This is a genomic window from Micromonospora sp. NBRC 110009 (assembly GCF_030518795.1).
Lineage (GTDB): Bacteria > Actinomycetota > Actinomycetes > Mycobacteriales > Micromonosporaceae > Micromonospora.
On sequence record NZ_CP130427.1, the window covers coordinates 2018447 to 2034811 of the forward strand.

Annotated in this window: 19 protein-coding genes; 6 read left to right on the forward strand and 13 right to left on the reverse strand. The window is 72.9% G+C overall.

Annotation, left to right across the window (positions count from 1 at the left end; translation table 11 throughout):
- The 3 genes from cds1 to Q2K19_RS09625 all read right to left on the reverse strand — a co-directional run bounded on the left by cds1 (nucleotide 1) and on the right by Q2K19_RS09625 (nucleotide 2520).
- Nucleotides 1-1092 carry an L-cysteine desulfhydrase Cds1 gene (gene cds1 / locus Q2K19_RS09615; protein ID WP_302769603.1) on the reverse strand — a complete coding sequence of 364 codons (1092 nt, stop codon included), beginning with the start codon at nucleotides 1090-1092 and terminating at the stop codon, nucleotides 1-3.
- A 22-nt stretch (nucleotides 1093-1114) separates the two neighbouring features.
- The gene (locus tag Q2K19_RS09620) at nucleotides 1115-1948 is read right to left on the reverse strand and encodes an SDR family oxidoreductase (protein ID WP_302769606.1); all 834 of its coding nucleotides are present in this window, start codon (nucleotides 1946-1948) and stop codon (nucleotides 1115-1117) included.
- Between the two features lie 113 nt (nucleotides 1949-2061).
- Nucleotides 2062-2520, reverse strand: a complete 459-nt coding sequence (locus Q2K19_RS09625) for an Lrp/AsnC family transcriptional regulator (RefSeq protein ID WP_302769608.1) — start codon at nucleotides 2518-2520, stop codon at nucleotides 2062-2064.
- A 269-nt stretch (nucleotides 2521-2789) separates the two neighbouring features.
- On the opposite strand from Q2K19_RS09625, the gene Q2K19_RS09630 reads away from it, so the two are divergent.
- Nucleotides 2790-3056, forward strand: a complete 267-nt coding sequence (locus Q2K19_RS09630) for a BldC family transcriptional regulator (RefSeq protein WP_302769609.1) — start codon at nucleotides 2790-2792, stop codon at nucleotides 3054-3056.
- 33 nt (nucleotides 3057-3089) lie between these two features.
- On the opposite strand, the gene Q2K19_RS09635 is transcribed toward Q2K19_RS09630, so the two are convergent.
- Nucleotides 3090-3734: a UbiX family flavin prenyltransferase gene (locus Q2K19_RS09635; protein ID WP_302769611.1), complete on the reverse strand. Its 645-nt coding sequence runs from the start codon at nucleotides 3732-3734 to the stop codon at nucleotides 3090-3092.
- 169 nt (nucleotides 3735-3903) lie between these two features.
- On the opposite strand from Q2K19_RS09635, the gene Q2K19_RS09640 reads away from it, so the two are divergent.
- Nucleotides 3904-4899 carry a terpene synthase family protein gene (locus Q2K19_RS09640; protein WP_302769613.1) on the forward strand — a complete coding sequence of 332 codons (996 nt, stop codon included), beginning with the start codon at nucleotides 3904-3906 and terminating at the stop codon, nucleotides 4897-4899.
- A gap of 9 nt (nucleotides 4900-4908) precedes the next feature.
- Here Q2K19_RS09640 and mqnP read toward each other — a convergent pair whose 3' ends face one another.
- Together mqnP and Q2K19_RS09650 are read right to left on the reverse strand one after the other, a co-directional pair.
- Nucleotides 4909-5820, reverse strand: coding sequence for a menaquinone biosynthesis prenyltransferase MqnP (mqnP, locus tag Q2K19_RS09645; protein WP_302769615.1), 912 nt, complete (start codon nucleotides 5818-5820; stop codon nucleotides 4909-4911).
- Nucleotides 5820-7280 carry a menaquinone biosynthesis decarboxylase gene (locus Q2K19_RS09650; RefSeq protein ID WP_302769617.1) on the reverse strand — a complete coding sequence of 487 codons (1461 nt, stop codon included), beginning with the start codon at nucleotides 7278-7280 and terminating at the stop codon, nucleotides 5820-5822. Before Q2K19_RS09650 ends, mqnP begins: the two co-directional genes overlap by 1 nt.
- A gap of 174 nt (nucleotides 7281-7454) precedes the next feature.
- Between Q2K19_RS09650 and Q2K19_RS09655 the strand changes: the two genes are divergently transcribed.
- Nucleotides 7455-8327, forward strand: a complete 873-nt coding sequence (locus tag Q2K19_RS09655) for an alpha/beta fold hydrolase (protein ID WP_302769621.1) — start codon at nucleotides 7455-7457, stop codon at nucleotides 8325-8327.
- 10 nt (nucleotides 8328-8337) lie between these two features.
- Here the strand turns inward: Q2K19_RS09655 and Q2K19_RS09660 are convergent, their stop codons facing one another.
- Nucleotides 8338-8898, reverse strand: a complete 561-nt coding sequence (locus Q2K19_RS09660) for a carboxymuconolactone decarboxylase family protein (protein WP_302769624.1) — start codon at nucleotides 8896-8898, stop codon at nucleotides 8338-8340.
- Nucleotides 8899-8961: 63 nt separating this feature from the next.
- Here Q2K19_RS09660 and Q2K19_RS09665 point away from each other — a divergent pair, with 63 nt between their 5' ends.
- Nucleotides 8962-9432, forward strand: coding sequence for a MarR family winged helix-turn-helix transcriptional regulator (locus tag Q2K19_RS09665; RefSeq protein ID WP_302769627.1), 471 nt, complete (start codon nucleotides 8962-8964; stop codon nucleotides 9430-9432).
- Between the two features lie 147 nt (nucleotides 9433-9579).
- Nucleotides 9580-9783: a hypothetical protein gene (locus tag Q2K19_RS09670; protein ID WP_302769629.1), complete on the forward strand. Its 204-nt coding sequence runs from the start codon at nucleotides 9580-9582 to the stop codon at nucleotides 9781-9783.
- Here the strand turns inward: Q2K19_RS09670 and ccsB are convergent.
- The 6 genes from ccsB to hemL form a co-directional block, all read right to left on the reverse strand.
- A complete protein-coding gene (ccsB, locus tag Q2K19_RS09675) occupies nucleotides 9776-10759 on the reverse strand; it encodes a c-type cytochrome biogenesis protein CcsB (RefSeq protein WP_302769632.1) in 984 nt (327 codons plus the stop codon). The genes Q2K19_RS09670 and ccsB overlap by 8 nt on opposite strands.
- The gene (gene resB / locus Q2K19_RS09680; protein WP_302769634.1) at nucleotides 10759-12378 is read right to left on the reverse strand and encodes a cytochrome c biogenesis protein ResB; all 1620 of its coding nucleotides are present in this window, start codon (nucleotides 12376-12378) and stop codon (nucleotides 10759-10761) included. The genes ccsB and resB overlap by 1 nt, the downstream gene beginning before the upstream one ends.
- A complete protein-coding gene (locus Q2K19_RS09685; protein ID WP_302769636.1) occupies nucleotides 12378-13238 on the reverse strand; it encodes a cytochrome c biogenesis CcdA family protein in 861 nt (286 codons plus the stop codon). The genes resB and Q2K19_RS09685 overlap by 1 nt, the downstream gene beginning before the upstream one ends.
- The gene (locus Q2K19_RS09690) at nucleotides 13238-13810 is read right to left on the reverse strand and encodes a TlpA family protein disulfide reductase (RefSeq protein ID WP_302769639.1); all 573 of its coding nucleotides are present in this window, start codon (nucleotides 13808-13810) and stop codon (nucleotides 13238-13240) included. Before Q2K19_RS09690 ends, Q2K19_RS09685 begins: the two co-directional genes overlap by 1 nt.
- The gene (locus tag Q2K19_RS09695; RefSeq protein WP_302769641.1) at nucleotides 13810-14457 is read right to left on the reverse strand and encodes a histidine phosphatase family protein; all 648 of its coding nucleotides are present in this window, start codon (nucleotides 14455-14457) and stop codon (nucleotides 13810-13812) included. Before Q2K19_RS09695 ends, Q2K19_RS09690 begins: the two co-directional genes overlap by 1 nt.
- A 64-nt stretch (nucleotides 14458-14521) precedes the next feature.
- Nucleotides 14522-15859: a glutamate-1-semialdehyde 2,1-aminomutase gene (hemL, locus tag Q2K19_RS09700; RefSeq protein ID WP_302769643.1), complete on the reverse strand. Its 1338-nt coding sequence runs from the start codon at nucleotides 15857-15859 to the stop codon at nucleotides 14522-14524.
- A 150-nt stretch (nucleotides 15860-16009) separates the two neighbouring features.
- Between hemL and Q2K19_RS09705 the strand changes: the two genes are divergently transcribed.
- Nucleotides 16010-16342, forward strand: coding sequence for an STAS domain-containing protein (locus tag Q2K19_RS09705; protein ID WP_302769645.1), 333 nt, complete (start codon nucleotides 16010-16012; stop codon nucleotides 16340-16342).
- Nucleotides 16343-16365: the final 23 nt, after the last annotated feature.

The window sequence follows — 16365 nt, forward strand, 5'->3', positions numbered from 1 at the left end:
TCAGGCCGGCCAGGCGCCGGTGGCCAGGAACCGGTCGATGGTGGCCAGGTGCGGGGCGAGGTCGAGGCCCTGCCGGGCGACCCACTCGTCGTCGAAGTACGTGTGGGCGTACCGGTCTCCGGGGTCGCAGATCAGGGTGACCACCGAACCGGTCCGCCCGGCCGCGAGCATCCCGGCGATCAGCCCGAACGCGCCCCACAGGTTGGTGCCGGTGGAGCCGCCCACCCGGCGGCCGAGCACCGCCGACCCGGCCCGCATGGCGGCCAGCGAGGCGGCGTCCGGCACCTGGACCATCCGGTCCACCACGGAGGGGAGGAAGGACGCCTCGACGGTGGGCCGGCCGATCCCCTCGATCCGGGAGCCGCGGCCGGTCCGCACCGACCAGTCGCCGGCCTGCCAGGCCGGGTAGAAGGCGGAGTTCTCCGGGTCGACCACGCAGAGCTTGGTGGGGAGCCGGCGGTAGCGGGCGTACCGGCCGATGGTGGCGCTGGTGCCGCCGGTGCCGGCACCCACCACGATCCACGCCGGCACCGGGTGCCGTTCCAGGGCGAGCTGCGCGTAGATCGATTCGGCGATGTTGTTGTTGCCCCGCCAGTCGGTGGCCCGCTCGGCGTAGGTGAACTGGTCCATGTAGTGCCCACCGCTGTCCTCGGCGAGCCAGCGCGCCTCGATCACCACCTTCGCCGGGTCCTCGACCAGGTGGCAGCGGCCGCCCTGGAACTCGATCTGGGCGATCTTCTCCGGCGAGGTGGAGGCGGGCATGACGGCGATGAACGGCAGCCCCAGCATCCGGGCGAAGTACGCCTCGGAGACCGCGGTCGAGCCGGAGGACGCCTCGATGATCGTGCTGTCCGGGCCGATCCAGCCGTTGCACAGCCCGTAGAGGAAGAGCGAGCGGGCGAGTCGGTGCTTGAGCGAGCCGGTGGGGTGCACCGACTCGTCCTTGAGGTAGAGGTCGATCCCCCACTCCCGGGGCAGCGGGAAGGGGAGCAGGTGGGTGTCGGCGGAGCGGTTGGCGTCCGCCTCGACCGTGGCGATCGCCTCGGTCACCCAGGTCCGGCTGGCCTCGTCACACCGGTCGAGATGAGTCACATCGGCAACGTTACAAGCGAGGTCAGCTGAGGTCCGCCCGGGTCCGGCGGGCCTGCCGGCGCTGGCCGGCCCGGCCCGCGGCCCGGACCACCGGGGTCAGCGCCACGGCGAGCCGGGGGAAGGTGTCGAGGAGGCGGACCTGGGCACCGCGCCAGCGGGGCAGGCTGACCACCGGGCGCGGGCGGCGGGCCAGCCGTACGGCCCGCGCGGCCACCCGCTCCGGGGTGAGCAGGGTTCCGGTGAAGGAGGCCAGGGCACCGGGGTCGTCGAGCTTGTCGTGCAGCATCGGGGTCCAGATCCCGTCCGGGCACAGGCACGACACGTGTACGTCCCGGACGCCGGCCATCCGCAGGTCGGTGAGGGTGCCGAGGCTGAACGCGAGCAGGGCGTGCTTGCTGGCCGCGTAGACGGTCTCGCCGGGGGCGGCGACCAGGCCGGCCAGGGAGACGACGTTGAGCACGTGCCCGTGGCCCTGCGCGCGCATGACGGCCAGGGCGGCGAGGGTGCCGGTCATCGCGCCGAGCGCGTTCACCTCGACCAGCCGCCGCCGGGTGGCCGCGTCGTGCGTCCAGGAGGGGCCGGTGGCCAGGATGCCGGCGTTGTTGACCCAGAGCCCGAGCCCGCCGCCCGGCGCGCCGGCGGCCTCCGCCGCCACCGCGGCGCAGGCCGCCTCGTCGCGCACGTCGAGCGGGCGGGACCAGCCCCCGAGCGGCGCCGCGACGGCGGCCACCGCGTCGGCGTCCACATCGGTGAGCAGCACCCGCCAGCCGTCGGCGTGCAGCCCGGCGGCGATCGCCCGCCCCAGCCCGCCGGCCGCCCCGGTCACCACGGCCACTCCCCGCCCGGAGATCGTCACCGCCGCACCGTATCCCCCCGCCCGCGCTCCCGCCAGGCACCCGCGATGCGGACGGTTGCCGCCGGGAACACAAAGGACTTTTTGCGGCCGAATGGGCCCGATCGACGAGCGGGTCAGGGGGTGGGCGACTCGAGGGGTTGGGGGCGGTTTTCCCACTTGGTGGAGAGGGCGATGCCGGTTCGGGTGGAGGCGACGCCGGGGGTCCGGTTCAGCCGGACGATCAACTGCTCCAGCTCGGCAATGGTGCCCACCCGGGCCTTCAAGAGGAAGGACTCGACACCGGCCATGAAGTAGCAGGACTCGATCTCGGGCATCTGCCGGAACGCCGCCAGCACGTCGTCGGTGTCGGCGGTGGAGTCCTCCACGATGCCGATCAGGGCGGTCACGCCGAGCCCGATCGACTCCGGCTCGACCTCGGCCCGGTACGCCCGGATGACCCCGCCCGCCTCCAGCTTCCCGACCCGCTCGTGCACCGCCGGGGCGGAGAGCCCCACCTGGCGGGCCAGCTCGGCGTACGACAGGCGGGCGTTGCCGCGCAGCAGCTCCACGAGGCTCAGGTCGATCGCGTCCACGGAGAGTGACCCTATCCCTTCGGGCGTAACGCGAGACGCTCGGCGTCAGTTGAACATGACGTCGCGTTGTCATTCACAAACAGGCGGTCACGGGGGCTCTGTGCCGGTAGCATTTACTAACTTCTCACTCCGTACGTTTTTCGCGTTTTGGCGGACAGGCCAGGTCGGCGGTGCTGTAATTGCCATACGTCCCTCATGACGGCTCTGGGCTCGCACCGGCCGGGGGCAGTGTGTTCAGCCGGGGGCTTCGTCGATGCGAGGAGGGGGCTGTGGACACTGGAGATCGCCTGCTGACACCGGGTGAGGTCGCCGCGCTGTTTCGGGTTGACCCGAAGACCGTGACGAGATGGGCAGCGGCCGGCCGGATAGGCAGCATCCGGACTCCAGGCGGGCATCGCCGGTTTCGGGAATCCGAGGTGCGGGCCCTGCTTGAGGGGGAGGGCATGCTGGACGAGGCGGAGGACATGGGCAAGCCGCGCAACATGGGCCCGACCGCTTCGACCGGCTCCGGCCCGGCGAACGCCGGCATGTACTGAATCGGTACCGACCGGGACGCGGACCGGCCTCCGTCAGGCCCGCTCCGCGTCCCGTCGGGCCGCCGCCAGCTCACCCGACCAGCGCCGGAACAGCGTGTGCGGTACGCCGAGCGCGTCCAGCACCTTGCCGGCCACGAAGTCCACGAGCTGCTGGGCGGAGGCCGCCGCCCCGGCGCCGTAGAAGCCGGGGCTGGCCGGCAGCACCACCGCGCCGGCGTCGTGCAGGGCGATGAGATGCTCCAGGTGACTGCGGGTCACCGGGGTCTCCCGGGGCACCACCACCACCGGCCGCCGCTCCTTCAGGTTCACCTCGGCCGCGCGCTGCAACAGATCCTTGGACAGCCCGATCGCGATCCCGGCGCAGGCCGCCGTGCTCGCCGGGACGACGGCCATGCCGCGTACCCGGTAGGAGCCGCTGCTGGGTCCGGCCGCCAGGTCGCCGGCGGGCCAGTGCCGCAGGTCCGCGCCGGCGATGTCGCGGCCCAGCCAGGCCGCCAGGTCCTCGGCCCAGTGCCCGTCGCGGAACGGGCGGCCGGTCTCGTCGAGGATGGTCAACCGGGCGGCCCGGGAGACGATCAGGTCCACCGCCGCACCGGCGTCGAGCAGGCCCCGGACGACCGCGGCCGCGTACGGCGTGCCGGAGGCCCCGGAGACGCCGACCACCCATGGTTCGCGCATGCCGTCAAGCGTGCCTGGTCGGCCCCACGGCCGGACGGCCACCCCCTCGACCGGCGTCCGGACCGTCCCGCTTGTCCCGCCACAAGCGTCGTTGTCCGCCCGGGCCGCGGCCACCCCGGCGACCTGCCATGCTTCCGTCGGCGATCCACATCGGTGGAAGGAATCGGTGATGACGGAGGCACTGCTCCGGTCGCTGGCGTCCGGCTGCCCGATCGCGCCCCGGCTCTCCCCGCACGCCGACGCGGTGCAGGAGTGGCTGGTCGGTCAGCTCGACCGGCTCGGGCTGCCGCGGGAGGCCGCCGGCCGGGAGCGGCTGGCCCGGGCCGGCTTCGCCCGGTACGCCGGCCGCCTCTACCCGGACGCCACCGAGCCCGACCTGCGCGCGCTGACCGCCCTGTTCACCTGGTTCTTCCTCGTCGACGACGCCTGCGACGGGCCGGGCCGGCCGGACCCGGTCGGGATCCGGGCGCTGCGGGACGGGACGCTGGCCCTGCTCCGGGAGGGTCCGCGGGCCCGCCACCCCGGCTTCTCCGGCCCGCTGCGGCGGCTGCTGGTGCAGGGCTGGCGGGAGCCCCGGCGCCGGATGCCGGCCCGCTGGCGGCTCCGGTTCGCCGACGCGGTCGCCGACCACCTGGACGGGGTGTGGCGGGAGGCGGTCGCCCGGTCCGCCGGCCGGCCGCCCGGCGTCGACGAGTACGTGGCGTTGCGGCGCACCACCTCGGCGGCGTACGTGTCGTACCCGCTGATCGAGTTCGCCGGCGGGCGGCCGCTGCCCGACGCGGTCTACCACCATCCCGCGCTGCGCCGGCTCGGTGAACTCGCCAACGACCTGCTCTCCTGGTTCAACGACCTCGCCTCGCTGGAGCGAGATCGGGCGACCGCCGGTGGCCACAACCTGGTGCTGGCCGTGGCCGCCGAGCGGGAGGTGCCGGTGCCGGCCGCGGTGGAGCTGGTCGGCGCGCGGTGGCGCACGGAGATGGCCCGCTTCACCGCGCTGCGCGCCGCCGTGCCGTCGTTCGGTCCGGCGCTGGACGAGTCGGTGACCGCCCACCTCGACGGGGTGGCCAACGCCGTCCGGGGCACGGTCGACTGGACGCTGGAGAGCGCCCGCTACCCGGTCGGCGCCGCCCGCCGACGCGGGCTCATCGGCGCCGCCGCCCGCTGACGTCCGACGTCAGGGCCGGAGGCCGAGGCGGACCACCAGGTCGAGCAGGGCGAACACGAACAGCGCGATGCCGACGAAGCCGTTGGCGGTGAAGAAGGCCCGGTTGACCTTGCTGAGGTCGGTCGGGCTGACCACCAGGTGCTGGTAGCCGAAGGCGACGGCGGTGAACGCCAGCCCGATCCACCAGAGCCAGCCGAAGCCGACCAGCGCGCCGAACCAGATGAACAGCGCGAAGGTGACCACGTGCGCCACGGTGGAGGCGTGCAGCGCGAAGCGCAGCCCGTACCGGGCGGGGACGCTGTGCACCCCGATCGTCCGGTCCACGTCGGCGTCCTGGCAGGCGTAGATCAGGTCGAAGCCGCCGATCCAGAGGCCGACGGCGGCGCCGAGCAGCCAGGCCGGCCAGGAGCCGGCGAGGGTGCCGGTGACCGCCAGCCACGCGCCCACCGGGCCGACCGCCTGGGCGATCGCCAGGATGGCGTGCGGCCAGTTGGTGAACCGCTTGCCGTACGGGTAGACCACCAGCGGGACCACGGCGAGCGGTGCCAGCGCCAGGCAGAGCGGGTTGAGCAGGGCGGCGGCGGCGAGGAAGACCACCAGCGCGACGGCCGCACCGGTCCAGGCGGTCCGAAGGCTCACGGCCCCGGTGACCAGCTCCCGCCGGGCGGTACGCGGGTTCCGCGCGTCGATCTTCCGGTCGAGGATCCGGTTGGCGGCCATGGCGAACGTCCGCGCCCCGACCATCGCCACGGTGATCAGCAGCAGGTCGAGCCAGCGCACGTGCCCGCCGTTCACCTGCATCGCGGTGAGCGCCGACAGGTACGCGAACGGCAGCGCGAAGACCGAGTGCTCGATCGTGACCAGCTTGAGGAAGGACTTGACCCGTCCCGGGCGTTCGACGGGCTCCAGCACGGCCGTCATCAGATCCCGTACTCCTTCCAGCGCTTGTCGACCAGCGAGGTCACCTCGGGCGACATGGTCATCTCCTCCGGCCAGCCCCGGGTGTAGCCCTCGGCCGGCAGCTTGCGGGTCGCGTCGATGCCCGCCTTGCCGCCCCAGAACTGCTGGTACGACGAGTGGTCGAGGTGGTCGACCGGACCCTCGGTGATCAGTAGGTCCCGGGCGTAGTCGACGTTGCCGAAGGCGCGGAACGCGACCTCCTGGTAGTCGTGCACGTCGCAGTCCTCGTCGACGATCACGATCAGCTTGGTCAGCGACATCAGGTGCGCGCCCCAGATCGCGTTCATCACCTTCTGCGCGTGCTTGGGGTAGCGCTTGCGGATGGACACGATCGCGCAGTTGTGGAAGACCCCGGCGGCCGGCAGGTCGTAGTCGACGATGTCCGGGATCATCATCTTGAGCAGCGGCAGGAAGATCCGCTCGGTGGCCTTGCCGAGTCCGTGGTCCTCCTGCGGCGGCTTGGACGTGATGATCGAGTGGTAGACCGGGTCGCGCTGCATGGTCATCGCCTCGACGTGCAGCACCGGGAACGGCTCGACCGGCGTGTAGAAGCCGGTGTGGTCGCCGAACGGCCCCTCGGGCAGCCGCTCGCCGGGCTCGAGGTAGCCCTCCAGCACCACCTGGGCGTGCGCCGGCACCTGCAGCGGCACGGTCAGGCAGTCGACCATCTCCACCCGCTCGCCGCGCAGGAAGCCGGCGAACAGGTATTCGTCGATGTCGCTGGGGAGCGGCGCGGTGGCCGCGTACGAGACGACCGGGTCGCAGCCGATGGCGATGGCGACCGGGAGCCGCTGGCCGAGCCGCTCGGCGACGGCGTGGTGCGCGGTGGAGTCCTTGTGGATCTGCCAGTGCATGCCCAGCGTGTTCCGGCTGTGCTGCTGGAGCCGGTAGAGACCGAGGTTGCGCTTGCCGGTCTCCGGGTGCTTGGTGTGGGTCAGCCCGAAGTTGTGGAAGATCCCGCCGTCGCCGGGCCAGACCTGGAGGCCGGGCAGCCGGTTCAGGTCGACGTCGTCGCCCTTGTAGACCACCTGCTGGCACGGCGCGGTCTTGACCTTGCGCGGCGGCAGCGACGTGAGCTGCATGACCTTGCCCAGGCCCTCGCGGATGCCGGACCAGCCGACCGGCAGCTCCGGCTTGATCAGCCCGCCGATCCGCTCGCCGATCTCGTCCAGCGAGTCGACGCCGAGGGCCATCGCCATCCGCTTCTCGGTGCCGAACAGGTTGATCGCCACCGGCATCTCGCCCCGGGTCGGCCGCTCGAAGAGCAGCGCCGGGCCGCCATCGCGGACGGTGCGGGTGACCACCTCGCTGATCTCCAGCGTGGGGTCGACCGGGACGCTCACCCGCCGCAGCTCCCCCGCGCGCTCGAGCGCCGCGAGGAAGTCCTTGAGATCGCCGTACGGGAAGCCACGAGCCGCCATGCCCGCCATCCTCCCGCACACCTTCCCGCCCCGCCCACGCCGGGTGGTGTGACGTGAAAGGAAGGGCCCCCTCTTAACGCCTCCGGTAGAGCAGGGGACCCCTGTTAACGGGCAGCGGCATGGGCGGCGGCCAGTTGGGTAGTCGAGCGGCCTCACCAGGGCGGAGGGGGCGGCATGGGCAACGGGCGGGTGCCAGCGGGATTCACCGAGCAGCGGAGCCAGGTCGATGGCGTGACGTGGAACTACGTCCGGGGCGGCCGGGGGCCCACGCTGGTGCTGCTCCACGGCTATCCGCAGTGCTGGCGCATGTGGCGGCACCTGCTGCCGGAGCTGGCCGATTCGTACGAGGTGATCGCGCCCGATCTGCGCGGGTTCGGCGACAGCGACGCGCCGCCCGGCGGGTACGACAAGAAGACCGTCGCCGCCGAACTGCACGGGCTGCTCGCCGGACTCGGCCTGGCCGGGCAGATCCGGCTGGTCGGCCACGACCTGGGCACCATGGTGGCGTACGCCTACGCGGCCGCCCATCCGGATCAGGTCGTGCGGCTGGTCCTCACCGAGGCGCCGATCCCCGACGAGAGCATCTACACGTTCCCGGCGCTGACCGCCGCCGGTCCGGCCGTGTGGAACTTCGGCTTCTTCACCGTTCCCAACGGCCTGCCGGAGCAGCTCGTCGCCGGCCGGGAGGCGCTCTGGGTCGACCGCTTCAGCGACTCGATCATGGTCAACAAGGGCAGCCTCGGGCCGGACGACATCGAGGAGTACGCCCGGCACCTGCGCGACGAGGCGCACCTGCGGGCCAGTTTCGGCTACTTCCGGGCCTTCGGGCAGGACATCGCGGACAACGCGGCGTACCGGTCGACCAAGCTGCCCATGCCGGTGCTCGCCGTCGGCGCCCGGGCCAGCCTCGGACCCCAGGTGGCCGATCAGGTGCGCCGGTACGCCGACACCGTCACCGGCGAGGTGGTCGAGGACTCCGGCCACTGGCTGTTCGAGGAGCGCCCCGCGGAGATGGCCGACCTGCTCCTGCCCTTCCTCCGCGGCTGAGCCCACCGGGTCAGACGGCGGGTGTCCAGGCGTACGCGGCCAGCGGCGGGTCGAGCGGCGCGTCGACGAGCCGGTTGGCGAAGGTCGAGATGGTGTACGTGCCGACGCCGAGCACCACGTCCAGCGCGTGCCGGGGACGCCAGCCGGCGGCGAGGAAGGCGTCCAGCTCGTCGTCGGGGACGCCGCCGTGGTGGTCGAGCACGGTCAGGGTGAACCGGCGCAGCGCCTCCAGTCGCGCCTCGGGCAGTGCGGTGCCGGCGCGCAACGCCTCGATCAGCTCGGGAGTCCCGCCGCGCCCGGCCAGGGTGGCGGTGTGCATGGCCACGCAGAGGTGGCACTCGTTGCGGGTGGCGACGGTGAGCACCACCACCTCCCGGGCGACCGGGTCGAGGTCGGTGGACTCGAAGACGGCGGTGGCGCCCAGGAAGCCCTTGAGCAGCTCGGGCGACTCCGCCATCAGGGCCACGGCGGCGGGCAGGTGGCCCTGCTTGCGCTGCACGCCGGCCATGACCGGACGGGCGGCGGCGGGTGCGGTGTCGGGAGTGTGGACGGTGAAGACCGGTCGGGACACGACGGAACCCCTCACGTAAGATAGTCAACGTGGTTGACGGAATAGTAAACGGGGTTGTCGAAGATGGCAACGCCTGACCGCCCCGGCTTCGCGCTCCCGCTGCTGCTGCTCGCCGGCTTCCGTACGCTCATCGACGGCCTGCACGCCGAGCTGGCCCGGCAGGGGCACCCCGAGCTGCGTCCCGCCCACGGCTTCGTCCTCCAGGCGGTCGGCGTGGGCGGCACCACCGCCTCCGACCTGGGCCAGCGCCTCGGCGTCTCCAAGCAAGCGGCCGGCAAGACCGTCGACCGGCTGGTCGCGCTCGGCTACCTGGAACGCGTCGACGACCCCGCCGACGCCCGCCGCAAGCTGGTCCGGATGACGGCGAAGGGCCTCGACGGGCTGCGCCGGTCCGCGATCGTCTTCGACCAGCTCCGCGACCGCTGGGCGGCCACCCTCGGCGCCGACCGGGTCGCGGCCATCGAGGACGACCTGCGCCGGATGGTCCCGGCCGACGTCTTCCGCCTCGACGTCCCCGGCTGGTTCGGCGGCTGAGCACCGCTGCAGCCGGCGAGAACCGCGGCCGAGCTCTACCGGTACCGGAACAGCGGCCCGCGGTCCTGTCCCGATCGGCGGTCCACCTGGTCAGTCCGAGTGGAGCCGCGCCACGTCGATGTCCAGTAGTTCGGCAGGATGGGGCGCATGGATGACGCGTACGTGGCGGGTGACCCGGACGGCCTGACCCCGCTCCAGGCGGAGATCCGGGACGCGGTGGCCCGCGAACTGCACGCCCAGTTCGCCCTGCGGGCCGACCGGCTCGAGCTGGCCGACCTGCCCGAGGTGGCCTACCAGATCACCCTGCGGGTCGACGGGGTGCTGAGCGGCCGGCGACCGCGGGTCAGTTGACGCCGGCGTACGAGTGCAGGCCGGTGAAGAAGAAGTTGACCCCGAACAGGTTCATCAGCATGGTCAGGAAGCCCACGATGGCGATCCACGTGGCCACGTTCCGCTTGATGCTCGGGGTGGCCCGGGCGTGCAGGTAGCCGGCGTACACGACCCAGGAGATGAACGCCCAGGTCTCCTTCGGGTCCCAGCCCCAGGCCCGGCCCCAGGCCGCCTCGGCCCAGATCGCCCCGGCGATCACCGCGAAGGTGAAGATCGGGAAGGCGAAGGCGTGCAGCGTGAAGGTCAGCCGCTCCAGGCCGGCCGCCGCCGGCAGCCGCCGGGCCAGGGTGTACGGGAAGCTCCGCCGGCCCTGCTCCCAGCCGGACCGCATCAGGTATGACGCGGCGGGCACCACGCCCAGCAGGAAGATGCCGGAGGCGAAGATGATCGTCGACACGTGGATGATGAACCAGTACGACTGGAGCGCCGGCATCAGCGGCACGACCTGCACGTAGAGCTTCAGCTCGGCGAAGGCCAGCAGCAGCACCATGACCAGGGTCAGGAACAGCCCGAGCCGGCGCAGCGACGGCTGCTTCCAGAGCACGACGAGCCAGGCGGCGGCCCCGATGAAGGTGACCGTCAGCACGAACTCGTACATGTTGCCCCAGGGCATCCGCTCGGCGGCGAGGCCCCGGGCGACCACCGCGCCCAGGTGCAGCGCGGCGGCGAGCACGGTGATCCAGGCGGCGATCCGGCCGGCGAGCAGGGCCCGGGCCGCCGAACGGCTGGGCCGGGTCTCGGCCGGAACGACGGCCGGCTCCGCCACGGTCCCGCCGGGGCCACCGACGCCCGCGCCGACCAGTTCCCGGGCCGGGGCGGCTGCTGTCCCCGGCACCTTCCGGGCGTTGCCGAGCGCGTACTCGACGGCGTGGCTGATCATCGCGACCAGGTACGCCAGGATCGCGAACGTGACCAGCTGGTCGGAGAGTGCGGACATCACTCGTCTCCTTCTCGCGCCTGCCGGTCGACCCGCCCGTCGTCGCTGACCGCGGCGACGAGCTGCGCGAACTCGTCGGCGAACCCCGGATGCTCGGTGCGCGGCAGCCCACCGGCCTCCACCAAACTACTACCGCTCGTCGGAGATCCGCCCTCGGGGGGCGAAACCCGGAACCAGACCCGCCGGCGCCGGGCGAAGAGGGAGCCCATCAGGCCGACGAGCAGGGTGGCGCAGGCGCCGAGCAGCAACGCCTGCCCGGGGGCGTACCGGACCGAGATGGTGATGTACGGCTGGGTGCCGACGAACTCCAGGGTGCTGCCGTCGTCCAGGGTCCACTTCTCGCCGAGACCCAGCTTCTTGTCGCCGATCTGCTTGAGCTTGCCGCTGCTGACCTGCCGCTGGTCCAGCTTGTAGACCGAGCCGGGGATGCCGGCGTCCAGCCCGAGGTTGCCCCGGTACGCCACCAGCACCACCGCCGGGTTCCGCTCCTCCGGGAACTGCGACGAGACGAACGGCGCGCGGTCCGGCGCGGTGGGCAGGTAGAGCCCGTCGAAGGCGACCTGCTGGTCGGCGGCGCGCGTGCCGGTCTTCGGGTCGACGTTCGCGTCCGGGAAGGCGGCGACGCCCTCCTCGGTCGCGTTGTTGTCGCCGGTCCGCAGGAACGGCACGGTGCTGGTCTGGGTACGGCCGTACTTGTCGGTGTACCGCAGGATCGGTGCGTAGCCGTTGCCGAGCAGGTAGACGTTGGCCGGGCCGAGCCGCAGCGGCGAGTTGACCGAGAAGCCGGCGGTCCGCGTCGGCCCGCCCGGCTGGTCGACGGTCACCGTGGCCCAGTAGTGCGCGGCCTGCCCGGACGGCAGGTACTTCGCGTCGAACCGGTCCAGGGTGAGGCAGAACGGCGGCAGGTCGGCGCTGTCCACCCGCGGGCCGAGGGTCGCCTCGGCGTACTGCTGGCGGGTGTTGCAGAAGGCGTTCTCCGCGCCCGACACCAGGATCCGGTTGCCGTGCCAGCCGTACCAGGAGCCGAGCGCGACCCCGAGCAGGACGGCGACCAGCGAGACGTGGAAGAGCAGGTTGCCGGTCTCCTTGAGGTAGCCCTTCTCGGCGGAGACCTCGTTGCCGCGTACCTCGACCCGCCAGCGGCGGCGGCGCAGCACCGCCGCGATCGCCGCCGGATCGGCGGCGGCCGGCGCCTCCAGCACCGTGTGCTGGGGCAGTCGGTCGAGGCGCTTCGGCGCGGCCGGCGGCTTCGCCCGAAGCGCGCGGTAGTGGTCGCGGGCCCGGGGCAGGATGCAGCCGACCAGCGAGGTGAAGAGCAGCAGGTAGATCGCGGAGAACCAGACCGAGCCGAAGACCGCGAACATGCCGAGCTGGTCCAGTCGGGGCGCCAGGTCGGGGTGGTCGACGAAGTACTGGTTGACCTTCTCCGGGTTGACGCCGCGCTGCGGCAGCACCGAGCCGGGGATGGCGGCGATGGCCAGCAGGAAGAGCAGGATCAGCGCGGTACGCATGCTGGTGAGCTGGCGCCACGAGTTGCGCAGCAGGGCCAGCACCGGGTTGACCCGTCGCCGGGGCGCGCCGGCGGGCGCCGCGGCCGGCCGGTCGTCCACGGTCGTCATCAGATGCTCACCTCGCCCACGCCGACGTGCGTCTGCAGCCAGATCACGAAGTTCTGCCACCCGCCGGTGACCAGCGCCAGGCCGATCAGGATCAGCAGGGCACCGCCGATCCGGGTGACCCAGCGGCTGTTGCGCCGGACGGCGCGGAACACTCCGAGCAGGCGGTGGAAGCCCAGCCCGAAGACGACGAACGGTACCCCCAGCCCGAGGCAGTACGCCACGGCGAGCAGCACCGCCCGGTCGGTCCGGCCGTCGACCGTGGCCATGCCGAGCACCGCGCCGAGCGTCGGGCCGGTGCACGGCATCCAACTGAGCGCGAAGACCGCGCCGAGGATGGGGGCGCCGAGCAGCCCGGCGGCGGGCAACCGCTGGATCCGGAACTCGCGCTGCATCCCGGGAACCACCCCGAGGTAGCCGAGCCCGAGCACCACGACCAGCGCGCCGATGACGATCTCCAGCGTGCGCTCGTGCTCGAAGAAGAGCTTGCCGACGCCGGAGAAGAGGATCGCGGTGGCGGTGAACACGGCGGTGAAGCCGGCGATGAAGAGCAGCGTGCCGGCCAGCACCCGCCCCTTCACCGCGGCCACGGCGACCCGCTCGGTCACCGCCACGCCACCGCGGGACGGGCCGTCGGTGTCAACCGGGGTCCCCTCCTCTACCGGAGGCGTTAACAGGGGGCCCTTCCTTGCGCTCCGGCCCTCCAGGTCGGTGCCGGCCAGGCCGGTGACGTACGAGAGGTAGCCGGGCATCAGGGGCAGGACGCACGGCGAGAGGAAGCTGACCAGCCCGGCGAGGGCCGCCGCGCCGACGGCCAGCAGGAGCGGACCGGACTCGGCGAGCTGGCGGAAGGTCTCGCCCATCAGCGGGACCCGGAGGCCGGCTGTTCGGCGGCGATCCGCTCGACGATCGGGCGCAGCCCGTCCTGGGTGACCGCGGCCCGGATCACGGTGGCGATCCGCCCCTCCCGGTCCAGCACCACGGTGGCCGGGATGGTGTTCGGCGGGATGTCCAGGGCCAGCGCCAGCCGGCTCGCCGGGTCGAAGAGGCTCGGGTAGGTGACGCGGCCCTCCTCGAAGGCGAGCGCCTTGTCCTTGCTGTCCTGCACGTTGATGCCGAGGAAGGCCACCCCGGAGCCCTTGGTGGCCTGGTAGGTGGCCTCCAGGTCGTCGGCCTCCGCCCGGCAGGGCGCGCACCAGGAGCCCCAGAAGTTGACCACGACGACCTGGCCGCGCGCTGCGGAGACGTCGTACCGGCCGCCGGTGAGCAGGTCACCGGCGAGGGTGGGGGCCGTCGACCGCTGGTCCGGCGCGCAATCGATGATGCCGTTCCGGTCCGCGCAGCGGCTCTCCTGGCTGCCGGAGGTGCAGCCGACCAGCGCCGCCCCGGCGGTGACGGCGGCGAGCAGGGCGGCAGCGAGCCTCCGGGTGAGCATCAGGCCCCCTTGGCCATCCGGGCGGTCGGCGAGATCGCGATCAGGTGGGCGGCCGGCTCGGAGTAGCCGATGCCGACGATCTTGGCACCGTCGAAGTGGAAGGAGGTGAGGCTGGCCAGCCCGCACTGCCGCCGGCGCGGGTCGTGCCAGAGCCGCTTGCGCTCGACGTACCGGCGCAGGGTCCAGATGGGGAGTTGGTGGGAGACGAGCACGGCCTCGCGCCCCTCGGCGGCCACCCGGGCGGCGTGCAGCGCGGCGAACATCCGCTCGGCGATCGCCTGGTACGCCTCGCCCCAGGACGGGGTGACCGGGTCGCGCAGCACCCACCAGTTGCGCGGGTCGCGGAACGAGCCGTCGCCCGGGGAGACCTTCTTGCCCTCGAACCAGTTGGCGCTCTCGATCAGCCGCTCGTCCACGCCCACCGGGAGCCCGAACTGGGCGGCGATCGGCTCGGCGGTCTGCTGGGCGCGTTCCAGCGGGCTGGCCACCACGTGCACCACGGTCTTGTCGGCGAGCGCCTGGGCGGCGGCCTTCGCCATCTGGACGCCCAGCTCGGAGAGGCGGAAACCGGGCAGCCGGCCGTAGAGGATGCCGTCCGGGTTGTACACCTCGCCGTGCCGCAGCACGTGAACCACCGTCTCGCTCACGCCTGGGCCCCCTTCGTTCGCGACTGCGGGGCTCGCAGACCCGGCTCACTCCTCGCGCTCACCGCTACCCCCCGTGTCCCGCCGCTGCCGCCGCCCGCGCCGCACCTGGGAGGGCGGCGGCGATGTGTTCCAGGGCGGCGTCGTCGATCGCCGCCGACACGAACCACGCCTCGAACGCGCTCGGCGGCAGGTAGACGCCGGCGGCGAGCATCGCGTGGAAGAACGCCTTGAACGCGGGCACCTGCTGGGTCCGCGCGCTGTCGTAGTCGGCCACGTCGGCGTCGGTGAAGAAGATCGAGAACATGTTGCCCGCGGTCGACAGGCGGTGCGGGACCCCGGCGGCGGCCAGCGCGTCGGTGGCGAGCTTGCCCACCACGGCCGCCGTCTCGTCGAGCTTCCGGTAGAGCGCGTCGTCGGCGAGCCGCAGCGTGGCCAGGCCGGCGGCGCAGGCCAGCGGGTTACCGGAGAGGGTGCCGGCCTGGTAGACCGGGCCGGCCGGGGCGAGCTTCCCCATGATCTCCGCGCGGCCGCCGAACGCCGCGGCGGGCAGGCCGCCACCCATGACCTTCCCGTACGTCCACAGGTCGGCGCCGGAGGGGTCGAGGCCGTGCCAGCCGGCGCGGGAGACCCGGAATCCGGTCATCACCTCGTCGACGATGAGCAGCGCGCCGTGCGCGTGGGCGATCCGGGCGAGCTGCTGGTTGAAGTCGTCGCGCGGGGCGATCACGCCCATGTTGCCGGCGGCGGCCTCGGTGATGACCGCGGCGATGTGCGGGCCCTCGGCGGCGAAGGCCTCCTCGACCGCGCGCAGGTCGTTGTAGGGCAGCACGATGGTGTCGCCGGCGGCGGCCCCGGTGACGCCGGGCGAGTCGGGCAGGCCCAAGGTGGCCACGCCGGAGCCGGCGGCGGCGAGCAGCGCGTCGGAGTGGCCGTGGTAGCAGCCGGAGAACTTGACGATCTTGGCACGGCCGGTGAAGCCGCGGGCCAGCCGGATCGCCGACATGGTCGCCTCGGTGCCCGAGTTGACCAGGCGCACCTGCTCCACCGGGGTACGCGCGACGATCTCCGCGGCCAGGTCGACCTCGCCCGGGGTGGGGGTGCCGAAGCTGGTGCCGAGCGCCGCGGCCTCGCGCAGCGCCTCGACCACCGTCGGGTGGGCGTGGCCGAGGATCAGCGGCCCCCAGGAGCAGACCAGGTCGACGTAGCGGCGGCCGTCGGCGTCGAAGAGCCAGGGACCCTCCCCCCGGACCATGAAGCGCGGGGTGCCGCCGACGGCACGGAACGCGCGCACGGGGGAGTTCACCCCGCCGGGCACGATGGCCTTGGCGCGGTCGAACAGGGCCTCGGAGGCCGGGGCGTCGGCCGGGTAGCGGCCGGATCCGGCGGAAAAGGTATCGGTCACGATGCCGCCATTGTGTCAGCGCCGGACGGCCGACCGGCAGCGACCCCGCATCGGGGGTTACCCGGCTCACGCCCCGTCCGGCCGGCGCGCGGTGCGCGCCGGCGACCCTCTCGCCGGGCCCGGTGGTCGAGATCGCGATAGGCTGTCCGGGTGGATCGTGCCGAACTGTCCATCGCGATAAACCGGACGGGCGACGAAGCCGTGCTTCGCCTGGCCGGCGAGATCGACATGCTCACGGCCGCCCAGCTGTCGACAGTCGTCAATGAGGTGCTGGCCGATCCCCCGCCTCGCATCGTGCTCGACCTGGGCGGGGTGACCTTCTGCGACTCGCAGGGCCTCGGCACCCTGGTGGTGCTCAGCCGCAAGGCCAGCCACGCCCAGAGCCTGCTGGTGCTCAGCAACGTCGGCGACTTCCTCCTCCGCGTCCTGGACATCACCGGCCTCCGCTCGGCCCTGATGATCCGCAACGAGACCGCCCCCTGACGCCGTTCATCGTCGAGGCGGGG